Below are 12,624 nucleotides of genomic sequence, written 5' to 3' on the forward strand. Positions count from 1 at the left end.
CATAAATTCAGTGGCGATAGCTGCGGGGATCCACCTGTTCCCATGCCGAACACAGCAGTTAAGGCCGCAAACGCCGAAAGTACTTGGGGGGAGGCCCCCTGGGAGGATAGGAAGCCGCTGATTAATAGAGAGAGAAGCACTTCGATAATGAAGTGCTTCTTTTTTTAAGCAGCGAACAAGGTTTAAAGGACCGAAGGGACGCATAAACCTTTGTGAGTCGCTTACTCCGAAGCTTGACTTCGGAGTGGGTGGGGGAGTCTCGTAGCAGATAAATCCCAGAATGGATGCCGCAGGCGACAAGGCTGATGAAATCTTGCCTATGAGGCAGTTCTTAAGACGGATGCCAAGGGCGACAGGACTGCCGCTTTCAGTTCAATTAGGATTTTCCCTAACAGGAAGACAGAAGGCTACTAGTCAGAAGCCCTCAGACATATCGAGCATTATCAGACGGATGCCGGAAGCGACGAGACTGTCGTAACCAGATCTATCGGGTTTTCCCTGACAGGAAGCCGGAGGCCACTAGTCCCAAGTATTCAACATTATCAAGTAGTATCAGACGGATGTCGAAAACGTCCCGAAAGAAGCCCTTCAACCTATGCCTCTTCTCTTTATACCGCCAATCTTTCGTCGAATTAACTTACTATGGCTAAGAATTTTTTGAACCGTTCAAAAATAAATACTCTCTAACTATCCCCTTCAAGCGCTAAAATTTCTGGTTTACGGTGTGATTTCAGCCTTACGGGTTCTTCTTTGAATGCCTTCACTTTACTGCCTATAAAAGCTATAATAGACATAGCAAATCACAAAGGTGGTAATAACATGACTCAATCTGAAATATCTGCGGCCGTCGCCAAAGCGGCCCAATTGGCTAAAGCGTCGAACCCGTTGACTCCGTCCATTACCAACACGGTGACGATCAACTTCGTTGCCAATGCTCAGCTCGCTGTCGGCGGCTCAGCCGCCATGGTCTACTTACCGGACGAAGGCGCTGCCATGGCGAAGATTGGGGCGGCGATGTACATCAACGTAGGCACTTTATTCCCCATATATGAAGATACACTGCCGCTGACGGCAGCATCCCTTCATGATGACGGAAAGCCCTGGGTTCTTGATCCCGTGGCTATCGGTATGGGGAAGATGCGTACGGACTTACTGCTGAAATTTAAGCCGTATAAGCCGTCGATTATTCGCGGCAATGCTTCAGAAATCATCGCTTTAGCCGGTTTATGGGGCTTAGAAGGCGGTTCGCATACGTCGGACGTACGCGGCGTCGATTCGACAGATGCCGTTTACGAGGCAAAATCAGCTGCTGTGGCCTTGGCAAAATGGACGGGCGGTGCCGTTGCCGTTTCCGGTGAAGCTGATTTAATCACCGATGGCCGTCAGGTCGTCCTTTCAAAAGGCGGTTCGGATATGATGCCTTCTATTACGGGCACGGGTTGCTCTCTTGGCGGCGTCATGGCCGTCTATGCGGCAGTGGCCAGTCCTTTTATAGCAGCCATTACCGGTGCTGCCATTTACAATCTGGCCGGTAAACGGGCGGCTGCCTACGTAAAGGGTACCGGCTCTTTCCAAGCTGCCTTTATCGATGAGCTCTATGTTGCGACACCTGAAGATATTGCACAAAATCCTTTTACGATTGAGGAGGTATAAAATATGAATACATTAGTTGCCCTTTGCATTGCACCGTGTGGTACCGGTGATGAATTTGCACCGTATGTCGCTGAAATCGTTAAAATCATTCGTGCGTCAGGACTTTCAAATCGGACAAACTCGATGTTTACCGAAATTGAAGGCGAATGGGATGACGTCATGGCTGTCGTCAAAAAGGCGACGCAGTATTTGACGGATCAGGGAATTCGGACAGAGGTCATCTTGAAAGCCGATATCCGCCCGGGTTATACGAACATGATGGATGCTAAAGTAGAATCGGTAGAACGTATTTTAGAAAAATAGCTTTTCATAAAACATAGCCTTGACAATCACTCCTGGTTGTAGTAAACTAATATAGTCAGTTGACGCATGGAGTGATACTCAAGAGGCTGAAGAGGACGGTTTGCTAAATCGTTAGAGGTCGCAAGGCCTGCGAGAGTTCGAATCTCTCTCACTCCGCCAGATTACTGGATAAAGAGCACTTAGGATTTTTCCTGAGTGCTCTTTTTTTGTCCATTATGGAGCGGTCCCAGAGGCTACGCAAGGCGACTGTTTTCTGGTACAATAAAGATGACAAATTATTACGAGGTGTATTGGAATGGATATAACCTATTACGATATTGGGCTTAATTTATTTACGAGGTCTTTTCCGGATCCGGAGAAAATCATTGCCGATGCTGAAGCCGACGGTATCTACTGTATCCTGACCGGCTCCGAAGATCGGGAAAACAGACTGGTCGATGACTTTGTCCGAACTCATCAGGTATTTGGTACGGCCGGCATTCATCCTCATGTGGCCGATGCCGCGACGGAGGCCGATGTCGAGGAAATCCGGCGCATCGTCACGACCAATCCGAAAATCGTCGCTGTCGGTGAAACCGGTCTCGACTATGACCGCATGTTCTCTAAAAAAGAAAACCAGCTCTACTTTTTTAAGAAACTGATTGCCCTGGCAGAAGAACTGGATAAACCGATGTTTCTTCATGAACGCGATGCCGGAGACGATTTTTTAGCCTGTTTTAAAGGCCATGAAGGGGTCTGTCCGAAGTCCGTTGTCCACTGCTATACCGGTGATAAAGAAACACTGGCCCGTATGCTCGATATGGGCTTTTATATCGGCATTACCGGCTGGATCTGTGATGAACGGCGAGCCGATGCACTGCGCGAGGCCGTGTCCATTTTGCCCCTGGATAGGGTACTTCTCGAGACGGATGCGCCTTATCTGACGCCTCGCGGGTTTCACTTGCCACGGACGAATGTTCCCAATAATATTACCTATGTTGCCAGCACCTTGGCTAAGTATATGGATGTTTCTGTCGAAGCCTTGACGGTTCAGGCAAAGGCCAATACGGAGCGACTGTTTCGCTTATAAGGGTTTTGTTAATTTCTCCCCGATTAAGGAGGTCTTTTTATGAATATTGTGCAGTATACGAAGGCGGCGTCCCTCGAAGAAGCGTGGGAATTGAATCAAGGCCGCGGGGCCGTTGTCCTCGGCGGATGCTGCTGGCTCCGCCTGTCGCCCCAACGGCGCATTGCTCAGGCCATCGACTTGTCAGGTCTTGGCCTCGATGCGATAGAAGAACAGGATGACTCTTTTAAAATCGGAGCCATGGTCACTCTCGGAGCCTTTGGCAGTCATGAAGGACTGTTGACCTATACCCATGGAGCTGTAAAAGAAGCGACACGCCATATCGTAGGGACTCAGTTCCGCAACTTGGCGACCATTGGCGGCAGTATCAGCGGCCGCTTCGGCTTTTCCGATATTTGGACCCTGCTCTTGGCGCTTGATGCCGACGTTGAATTGTATAAGGGCGGACGCGTTCCGCTGTCTGATTTTGGAAAGACCGGGCCCGGGAAGGATATCGTAAGCCATATCATCGTTCCGAAAAAGAGCGGCCAGACGGCCTATGCGTCTCTTCGCCTCAATGCGACGGATTTTCCCATCATCGCTGCCGCTGTTCACGTCGACGGAAAAGAGGTGCGCTGTTCCATCGGTGCCCGTCCGGGACGAGCCGAGGTCATGACACTCCCTGTGGATACGGTTAAGGCCCTTGGCTGTGAAAAGGCCGGTCGGGAATTTGCCGAAAAAGTGACGTATGAAACTAACCAACGCGGTTCTTCCGAATATCGCCATGATATGGCTGTCGTCTTATGCCGGCGCCTGTTGGCTCAAACGATGGGAGATGATGTCTGATGATGATTACCTATTGGCTTAATGGAAAAAAATCCTCGGCCGATATCGAGCCGGGGATGATGCTTTATGATTTTCTCCGCAGCCGGGGATGTTATAGTGTAAAATGCGGCTGTGAAACGACAAACTGCGGCCTCTGTACCGTTTGGGTCAATGATGTGCCGGTCTTGTCCTGCGCCGTACTAGCTGTCCGCATCGATGGCTGTCAAGTTACGACCCTTGAAGGCCTCCAAGAGGAAGCCAAGGAATTTGCCTACTATATGGGACTTCAAGGTGCCGACCAGTGCGGCTTCTGCAACCCGGGCTTCGTCATGAACGTCCTGGCCATGGCTCGCCGCTTCGATTCGCCGACGGAAGACGAAATCAAGGAATTTTTATCGGGTAACCTCTGCCGCTGTACGGGATATATGAGTCATATGAGGGCTATTAAAGAGTATTTTAAGGCCAAGGGGAAGGAGGTCCGGTCATGATGGAATTTAAATCGATCAATAAGGTCGTAGCCAAGAAGGATTCCCAAGCCTTGGTTACGGGGCAGCCTGTCTATACGGAAGACATCATGCCCAAAGACTGCCTCATCGTAAAGGTGCTGCGGAGCCCCCATGCCAGAGCCATCGTTAAAAAGGTCAATAAGAGTGCTGCTGAGAAAATTCCGGGCATCGTTTGTATCGTAACGGCCGATGACGTACCTAAGTCGCGATTTACCATTGCCGGCCAGACCTATCCGGAACCGAGTCCTTACGACCGGCTTATTTTGGATAAACAGATCCGTTTTGTCGGCGATGCCGTAGCCCTCGTGGCAGGGACGAATCAAGCGGCAGTCGATAAGGCGCTGCGGGCCATCCGCGTCGAATATGAAGTCCAGGAACCGCTCCTCGACTTTACGAAGGCCTTGGACAATGATATCGTCGTCCACCCCGAAGACGATTGGAAGCCGTTAGTCGACGTCGGCGGCGACAACCAGCGCAACCTCGTCGCTAAAGCCTGCGACCGTCACGGCGATATCGATGCCGTCCTGGCTTCGTCAGACGTCGTCATCGACCGGACGTATCACACTCGTCAGAATCAGCAGGCAGCCATGGAAACCTTCCGAGCCTATGCTTATAAAGACGCATTCGGACGGCTGACCATCGTCAGCTCGACGCAGGTACCTTTCCATGTGCGCCGCGTCGTTTCCCATGCCCTTGAAATCCCCAAATCCAAGGTTCGGGTCATCAAACCGCGTATCGGCGGAGGCTTCGGTTCGAAACAGACCGTCGTCATGGAAGTCTATCCGGCTTTCATTGCCTGGCTGACAGGCAAACCGGCCTATATGGTCTACAGTCGGGAAGAATCGCTGACCGTATCGACGCCGCGTCATGAATCGCAGATCCGCGTCGTTCTCGGAGCGTCGAAAGACGGCCATATCCGGGGCATTCTCCTCGATTCTTTATGGAACGCCGGCGCGTATGGTGAACATACGCCGACGACGGTTACTTTATCGGGACACAAGTCGATTCCTTTGTATAATGCCGCTGAAGCCTTTCAATTCAGCTATACCTGTGTCTATACCAATACCATCGCTGCCGGGGCTTACCGCGGCTATGGGGCGACACAAGGCCTCTTTGCGCTGGAGACAGCCGTCAACGAATTGGCCGAAGCCCTTCATATGAGTCCGGTGGAACTGCGGTTTAAGAATATGGTCCGCCAAAATCAGGTCCTGCCGGCCTATTTTAATGAAACGGCCCTCAGCTGTACCCTCGATAAATGTCTGGAACGCGTCGTTTCCATGTCCGGTTGGGACGATGCGTCGCCGCGAAAAGTCCTGCCCAACGGTCATATCCAATCCGTCGGTTTGGCTATCGCTATGCAAGGTTCCAGTGTCTCCAACGTCGACGTGGCCTCGGTTACGATCAAAGTCAATGATGACGGCTTCTATACGCTCCACGTTGGGGCTACCGATATGGGAACCGGTTGTGATACCATCCTCGCCCAGATTGCTGCCGAATGCCTCATGTGTTCTGTCGACGACATCGTCACTGACGGCGTCGATACCGATACGTCTCCCTATGACAGCGGCTCTTATGCCTCGTCTACGACGTATCTGACAGGCAATGCCGTCGTCAAGACCTGTGAAAGCTTGATTCATCGGATGAAAGAATTAGCGGCCATTAAATTGGGGCTGTCCGATACGGATTTGGATGACCTGGAATTTGACGGCAAGGCCATTACCTGCCTTCAGACCGGTAAGTCGATTACCGTCCGCGATCTCGGCAACGGGGCCATGTTCATGAACGGCATTGCCCTCGAGGCGACGGAATCGTGCTATTCGCCGACCAGTCCGCCGCCGTATATGGCCGGTGCTGCGACGATCGATGTCGATCCCGAAACGGGGAACATCACTCTCTTGAAATACGATGCCGTCATTGACTGCGGTACGGTCATCAACCCCAGCCTGGCCCGCGTCCAGGCCGAAGGAGGCATCGTCCAGGCTATCGGCATGGCTCTTACGGAAAACGTTCAGTATACGCCGACGGGACGGCTGCAGAATAATTCTTTCATGCAGTATCGCCTGCCGACGCGTCTCGACGTCGGTCCCGTCAACGTCGAATTTGAACCGAGCTATGAACCGAACGGTCCTTTCGGCGCTAAGTCCATCGGTGAACTGGTCATCGACTCGCCGTCCCCGGCCATTGCTCACGCCGTTTATAATGCAACCGGCGTATGGGTCCGCGACCTTCCCATTACGGCTGAAAAACTCTATCAGGCTATGAAACATAAGACGGTCTGAGTTATATATTCTGAAAGACAACGAAACGCCATTCCATGACGGTGTATCATGGAATGGCGTTTTTTGTGATGGCGTTATTTATTTTTCAAGGGAACTGTTGATGCGGACGCCGCTCATGAAGGGAAGGACCGGTTTGGTGTCTTCCTGGACTGTTTCCCGGATGCCTTCAAAAGTCGTGGTCAGCATTAACTTCAGACGGTTCGTCTGGTTGACCGAGCTGGCACTGGGGTCGTAGTCGATGGCGACGATATTCGTTTCAGGGAAGGCCGCTTTCAAGGTCTTGATCATGCCCTTTCCCGTGACGTGGTTGGGCAGGCAGGCCCAGGGCTGGAGGCAGACGATGTTCTTGGCCCCGCGATGGATGAGGTCGATCATATCCCCCGTGAGGAACCAGCCTTCACCGGCTTCATGGCCGAGGGACAAGAATTTCTTGGCTTCGTCGGCAATGTCATAAATCGACGTAATGGGATCGAAGTGGCGGCTCTTGGCAACGGCCTGTTCGTATGGTTTGCGGTACCATTCGAGGAGGCGGACGCCGGTCTTGCTGAATAAGGCGTCTTTCCAGCTTCCGGAAAGGTACTTATGGCGGAACTGGTCGTCGAGCAGACCGTAGAGGAAGAAGTCGGCCAGGCCGGAGACGATGATTTCACCGCCTTCTTCTTCAATCATGCGGACGATGTGGTTGTTGGCAATGGGGTGGAACTTGACGTAGATTTCGCCGACTAAGCCAATGCGCGGCTTCTTTTCGTCACTCATTTCGATATTGTCGAATTCATTGATGAGGTCGCGAAGGTTGCGCTTGAAGGATTTAAAGTCGGCTTTCTTGAGCTGCTGTGTGCATTTTTCCTGCCACTTATGGAACAAGGCTTCGGCCGTACCCTTGACCTTTTCATAAGGCCGCGTGCGGTACAAGACTTGCTGCAGGGCGTCGCCGTAAATCATACCCATGATGAGGCGGTGCCAGAAGCCGAGCCCCGGCTGGAAACCGGGCTGCTTGTTCATGCCCTTCATATTGAGGGATAAAATGGCAACCTGGGACATATTGGCATCGTTCAAAGCTTTTCGAATCATGCCGATGTAATTGGTGGCCCTGCAGCAGCCGCCGGTCTGGGAAATCATGACCGTCGTATGGTTTAAATCGTATTTTCCCGACTTTAAGGCCGTGAGGATTTGGCCTAAACTCATGATAGCCGGATAGCAAGCGTCATTGTGGATATAGGCCAGACCGGTATCGATGGCTTCCTGGTTCTGGTGGGGCAGGAGTTCGACGTGATAGCCTTCGTGTTCGAAGGCTGACATGAGCATGGGAAAATGGATCGGTGTCATAGACGGGGCCAGGATGACGTTCTTTTTGGCGTCTTCTTTGGTGAAGATCGTCTTTTCATAGGAATACGGTTCGAGGGTGTAATCTTCTTTCGGCCGATGATTCATGACGAACAGCAAGGAGCGCAGGCGGATGCGGATGGCACCGAGGTTCGAGCCTTCGTCGATTTTCAGCAGGGTGTGGATCTTGTGGCCGTGGGTCAGGATATCCTGTACCTGGTCGGCGACGATGGCGTCGAGGCCGCAGCCGAAGGAATTGAGCTCTACCAGTTCGAGGTTCGGATGCTGGGTAACGTACTGGGCTGCCCGATAGAGGCGGGAGTGGTACGACCACTGGTCGACGACGCGGAGATTGCCGTCAAAGGTCGACAAGGAGGCGACGCCGTCTTCTGTAAGGACGGCCAGGCCCAGGCTGTTGATCAGTTCCGGTATGCCGTGGTTGATTTCCGGGTCGACGTGGTACGGGCGACCGCAAAGAACGATGGCCCGCTGGTCGTTCTTTTTGAGGTCATCTAAAATCTTTTGGGTCAGGCTGTAAATCTTCTGTTTATAAGCTTCTTCTTCCTCCCAGGCAGCCATAGCGGCTTGCTTGATTTCGCGGTCCGGGAGATTCCAAGCCTTCAATTCTTCAATGAGGCGCTTGGCAATGCGCTTCTTGTCGTGTAAGGGCAGGAAGGGGCAGAGGTAAGGCGTATTCGTTTCGGCCAGCCGTTCGCCCATGTTGTTGCGGATGACTTCCGGGTAGCTCATGACCATGGGGCAGTTGAAGGTGTTGTCCTTGCTTCCTTCTTGAGGACCGTTTTGGATGCAGGGATAGAAGATTCGGTCGACCCCTTTTTGAAGGAGGTTTTCGATGTGGCCGTGGACGAGCTTGGCCGGGTAGCAGGCCGAATCGGATGGAATCGTATCCATGGCTTTTTCAAAGAGCCCTTTGGAAGAAGGATCGGATAAGACGACGGAATAGCCGAGTTTGGTGAAGAAAGTAAACCAGAAGGGATAGTCTTCATACATGTTGAGGACTCGGGGGATGCCGATCGTGCCGCGGGGAGCGTCGGTAAGGGGTTTATAGCCGAAGAGGAGGTTGTATTTTATCTTATACATGTTCGGCAGGGGCTTCTTGCGGGCCGCTGTCGAGCCGGCAGCACCTCGTTCACAGCGGTTGCCCGTAATGAAGGAACGGCCGTCGTTGAAGGTGTTGACCGTGAGCAGGCAGTTGTTGGTGCAGAGGCCGCAGTGGCGGATCGATGTCGTGATGTTTAATTCCTGCAGGGCTTTTTCGTCAACGATGGTCGATACGACGTGGTCCTGATGATAGGCTGTGCGGCAGATGATTCCCATGCCGAAGGCACCCATGAGTCCTGAAATCGACGGACGGATGACTTGGCGGCCCAGGAGCTTTTCAAAAGCCCGGAGGACAGCGTCGTTATAAAAAGTACCGCCTTGGACGACGATGTGCTTGCCAAGTTTTGCAGGGTCTTTGACTTTGATAACTTTATAAAGGGCATTTTTTATGACCGAGTAAGACAGGCCGGCAGAAATATCGGCTAAGGTAGCGCCTTCTTTTTGCGCTTGTTTGACTTTGGAATTCATGAATACCGTGCAGCGGGAACCGAGGTCGATGGGACTCTTGGCCAGGAGGGCTGCCTGAGAAAATTCCTGAATGGACATCTTCAGCGATTTGGCAAAGGTGTCGAGGAAGGAGCCGCAGCCCGACGAGCAGGCTTCGTTGAGCAGAATGTCTTCGATGTGGCCGTCTTTGATGCGGCTGCACTTCATATCCTGTCCGCCGATGTCGAGGAGAAAATCGACGTCCGGGCAGAAATGGGATGCGGCCTGATAGTGGGCAATCGTTTCGACTTCGCCAAGATCGAGGTGCAGCGCTTCTTTGAGCAAGGCTTCGCCGTAGCCGGTAATGCCGGCCTTGGCGATGAAGGCGCCCTTCGGAAGGCGGGAGTAGACGTCGGCGACAATCTTTTTAGCAGCTGCCAAAGGACTTCCTTCATTATTCTGATAGTGAGAATAGAGGATTTTCATGTCTTCGCTCAAGACGACGGCTTTGATGGTGGTCGAACCGGCGTCGATGCCGAGATAGCAGGGGCCGCTGTAGCTGTCCATATCGCCGTGAGGAACGGTATGCTGACGATGGCGTTCTTGGAATTCGTCGAGTTCAGCTTGGCTGTCAAAGAGGGGGGCGACCCGGTCTGACTTGGCCAGTGTCGATTCATCGACGTTCTTAAGCTGCCCCATGAGATTCATGAAGGAGACCGGCTTGGTATCCATACTCCCCAGGGCGGCACCGATGGCGACGTAGACTTGGGCGTTTTCTGGGGCAATGACCTTATCCGGTGTCAAGTGCAATGTCTTGGCGAATTGTTCGCGAAGCTGCGACAAGTAGGTCAAGGGACCACCGAGGAAGCAGACCGTGCCCTTGATGGGACGGCCGCAGGCAAGGCCGGTGATGGTCTGGAAAACGATGGACTGAAAGACCGAAGCCGCGACATTTTCTTTGCTGGCGCCTTCATTTAAGAGGGCTTGGATATCGGTCTTGGCAAAGACGCCGCAGCGGGCTGCAATGGGATAGATTGTATCGGACTTCTTGGCCAGTTCATTCAAGCCGCTGGCTTCAGTGTCGAGGAGGGTTGCCATCTGATCGATGAAAGCCCCCGTCCCGCCGGCGCAGTTGCCGTTCATACGGTGCTCATTGCCGCCGGTAAGGTAGGTGATTTTGGCATCTTCACCACCCAGTTCGATGATGACATCGGACTGAGGATAGTATGTTCGAACGGCTTTGGTGCCGGCAATGACTTCCTGCAGAAAAGGGATGTGCAGGTAGTCGGCCAGGGCAATGCCGCCGGACCCGGTGATAGCCATGGTGATCTGACGGTCGCCAAAGATTTCATAGGCGTTTTGGAGTAAATCCCAAACTTTTTGGCGTATATCCGTATAGTGGCGGACATAGCATGCGTGCAGGCATTGTTTGGCATGGTTGAGAACAGCGATTTTTACTGTCGTCGAACCGATGTCAATGCCGATGTGTAAGAGATTCTTCATGTTTTGTCACCCTATCGGTTTATAAACCGACTCTTTCTTTAAAAATTTTATTTATTATAAAGACTATATATAAAAAGTCTACTTTATATTGTACCATAATCCCTTTATTCTGTAAGGGGGTGATACAAAGGATTTTACTTATTAATAAGAAATCGATATCATTTTGGAAACCATGAAATGCGCTGCGACAAATGAGCCTAAATATGCTAAAATGAAGTCACTATCAGAATATGATAAACTCAGGATATTATCAAGGAGTACAATATGAAAAAATTTATAACGGAACATCAGTCCCCTTACCTGGATCTGACGACGGAAGCCTCAGAAATCCTTTATCGCGGTCATTCCGACTTTCAGGACATCGTCGTCGCCGATTCGAAGGAATTTGGCCGCATGCTGGTCTTAGACGGCGTATTCCAGACGTCTGTTAAAGATGAATTCATGTATCATGAAAGTATCGTGCACATTCCCTTGTTTCTTCACCCCAATCCGAAACGGGTCCTCATCATTGGCGGTGGTGACGGCGGATCAGCCAGGGAAGCGGTCCGCCACCCTGAAGTCGAATCGGTGGCTATGGTCGATATAGACGGCAAGGTCATCGAATTGTCTAAACAGTATTTTCCTGAAATTTCCAAGGCCATGCTGGAAGAAAACCCAAAACTGACCGTAACTGTCGGCGACGGCATTGCCTTCATGCGGCAAGCCGAAAATTACTATGACGTCATCATCGTCGACTGCTCTGATCCTGTCGGCCCCGGAGAAGGCCTTTTCACCTACGATTTTTATAAGGATACCTTTAAAGCTTTGAAGGACGACGGGATTTTTGTTCAGCAGACGGAATCGCCTTTCATGCACGGCAAATTGGTGAAAGATGTATTCGACTGCGTATCTGATATTTTCCCTGTCGCCCGTTTATATACGGCCTTCATTCCCCTCTATCCGTCGGGGATGCACTGCTTTACGCTGGGGTCTAAAAAATACGATCCCCTGCAGTGGACGCCGAATCGAAAGCGTACCTTCCCGACGCGTTATTACAATGAAGGGATTCAGCAGAGCGCCTTTGTCCTGCCGAATTTCGTAAAGGACCTTCTGTATGGAAAGGCTGACCGTTAATCGGCTTGGTTTATAGCTATGCATTTCAGGTCTGTATTCTTTTGTGATTAAATGTAAAAAATACTTGACTTTGTCTTTGACTCATGGTAAGATTATCTACGTTGACGACGCTGATTCAGCGCCGTTACGGCAGATAATCTTATATGGCGGGTATGGTGAAGTGGTTAACACGGCGGATTGTGGCTCCGTTATGCTAGGGTTCGAATCCCTATACTCGCCCCATAGGGGTATAGCCAAGTGGTAAGGCACCGGACTTTGACTCCGCTATGCGCTGGTTCGAATCCAGCTACCCCTGCCAGCCATGATTCATTAGCTCAGCTGGTAGAGCACCTGACTTTTAATCAGGGTGTCCCGAGTTCGAATCTCGGATGGATCACCAAAAAAGGCGTCGCACAGTGTGCGGCGCCTTTTGTTTGTTGTCAGAGTTTTTGAAGGCACTCAAGAGATGCAAAAAGCAGGACTGAGAAATGATGTGACCCCAAAAAGTTAGACTTTTATTTCCGAGCAACCCGAAATAGTTGCTCGG

Annotated in this window: 8 protein-coding genes, 4 tRNA genes and 1 rRNA gene; 12 read left to right on the forward strand and 1 reads right to left on the reverse strand. The window is 51.6% G+C overall.

Going from position 1 to position 12,624, the window contains the following annotated elements:
- Positions 1–6 precede the first annotated feature (6 nt).
- The 8 genes from rrf to UCI88_RS04700 all read left to right on the forward strand — a co-directional run bounded on the left by rrf (position 7) and on the right by UCI88_RS04700 (position 6,611).
- Positions 7–123, forward strand: a 5S ribosomal RNA gene (gene rrf / locus UCI88_RS04665).
- Positions 124–819: 696 nt separating this feature from the next.
- Positions 820–1,653 (forward strand): hydroxyethylthiazole kinase, encoded by an 834-nt coding sequence (gene thiM, locus UCI88_RS04670; RefSeq protein WP_256180397.1) that lies wholly within the window; start codon positions 820–822, stop codon positions 1,651–1,653.
- Between the two features lie 3 nt (positions 1,654–1,656).
- Positions 1,657–1,956 (forward strand): MTH1187 family thiamine-binding protein, encoded by a 300-nt coding sequence (locus UCI88_RS04675; protein ID WP_044504744.1) that lies wholly within the window; start codon positions 1,657–1,659, stop codon positions 1,954–1,956.
- Between the two features lie 68 nt (positions 1,957–2,024).
- Positions 2,025–2,115 (forward strand) — tRNA-Ser (locus UCI88_RS04680).
- Positions 2,116–2,251: 136 nt separating this feature from the next.
- Positions 2,252–3,025, forward strand: coding sequence for a TatD family hydrolase (locus tag UCI88_RS04685; RefSeq protein ID WP_256180396.1), 774 nt, complete (start codon positions 2,252–2,254; stop codon positions 3,023–3,025).
- Between the two features lie 39 nt (positions 3,026–3,064).
- Complete coding sequence (locus tag UCI88_RS04690; RefSeq protein WP_256180395.1) at positions 3,065–3,847, forward strand: FAD binding domain-containing protein; 783 nt, start codon at positions 3,065–3,067, stop codon at positions 3,845–3,847.
- Positions 3,847–4,314 carry a (2Fe-2S)-binding protein gene (locus UCI88_RS04695; RefSeq protein WP_044504741.1) on the forward strand — a complete coding sequence of 156 codons (468 nt, stop codon included), beginning with the start codon at positions 3,847–3,849 and terminating at the stop codon, positions 4,312–4,314. The genes UCI88_RS04690 and UCI88_RS04695 overlap by 1 nt, the downstream gene beginning before the upstream one ends.
- Positions 4,311–6,611, forward strand: a complete 2,301-nt coding sequence (locus UCI88_RS04700; RefSeq protein WP_230198102.1) for a xanthine dehydrogenase family protein molybdopterin-binding subunit — start codon at positions 4,311–4,313, stop codon at positions 6,609–6,611. The genes UCI88_RS04695 and UCI88_RS04700 overlap by 4 nt, the downstream gene beginning before the upstream one ends.
- A gap of 78 nt (positions 6,612–6,689) precedes the next feature.
- Here the strand turns inward: UCI88_RS04700 and UCI88_RS04705 are convergent, their stop codons facing one another.
- Entirely contained in the window at positions 6,690–10,985 is a 4,296-nt protein-coding gene (locus tag UCI88_RS04705) for a 2-hydroxyacyl-CoA dehydratase (RefSeq protein ID WP_044504739.1), read from the reverse strand.
- Positions 10,986–11,249: 264 nt separating this feature from the next.
- On the opposite strand from UCI88_RS04705, the gene speE reads away from it, so the two are divergent.
- The 4 genes from speE (at position 11,250) to UCI88_RS04725 (ending at position 12,477) form a co-directional block, all read left to right on the forward strand.
- Positions 11,250–12,098 (forward strand): polyamine aminopropyltransferase, encoded by an 849-nt coding sequence (speE, locus tag UCI88_RS04710; protein WP_256180394.1) that lies wholly within the window; start codon positions 11,250–11,252, stop codon positions 12,096–12,098.
- 146 nt (positions 12,099–12,244) lie between these two features.
- Positions 12,245–12,320, forward strand: a tRNA-His gene (locus UCI88_RS04715).
- Between the two features lies 1 nt (position 12,321).
- Positions 12,322–12,396 (forward strand) — tRNA-Gln (locus tag UCI88_RS04720).
- 5 nt (positions 12,397–12,401) lie between these two features.
- Positions 12,402–12,477 (forward strand) — tRNA-Lys (locus tag UCI88_RS04725).
- Positions 12,478–12,624 lie beyond the last annotated feature (147 nt).

The organism is Megasphaera massiliensis (assembly GCF_036305205.1).
Classification (GTDB): Bacteria; Bacillota; Negativicutes; order Veillonellales; family Megasphaeraceae; genus Megasphaera; species Megasphaera massiliensis.

Coding starts and splice junctions, on each gene's coding strand:
- thiM (WP_256180397.1), top strand. CDS start 820: ATGACTCAATCTGAAATATCTGCGGCCGTCGCCAAAGCGGCCCAATTG.
- UCI88_RS04675 (WP_044504744.1), top strand. CDS start 1,657: ATGAATACATTAGTTGCCCTTTGCATTGCACCGTGTGGTACCGGTGAT.
- UCI88_RS04685 (WP_256180396.1), top strand. CDS start 2,252: ATGGATATAACCTATTACGATATTGGGCTTAATTTATTTACGAGGTCT.
- UCI88_RS04690 (WP_256180395.1), top strand. CDS start 3,065: ATGAATATTGTGCAGTATACGAAGGCGGCGTCCCTCGAAGAAGCGTGG.
- UCI88_RS04695 (WP_044504741.1), top strand. CDS start 3,847: ATGATGATTACCTATTGGCTTAATGGAAAAAAATCCTCGGCCGATATC.
- UCI88_RS04700 (WP_230198102.1), top strand. CDS start 4,311: ATGATGGAATTTAAATCGATCAATAAGGTCGTAGCCAAGAAGGATTCC.
- UCI88_RS04705 (WP_044504739.1), bottom strand. CDS start 10,985: ATGAAGAATCTCTTACACATCGGCATTGACATCGGTTCGACGACAGTA.
- speE (WP_256180394.1), top strand. CDS start 11,250: ATGAAAAAATTTATAACGGAACATCAGTCCCCTTACCTGGATCTGACG.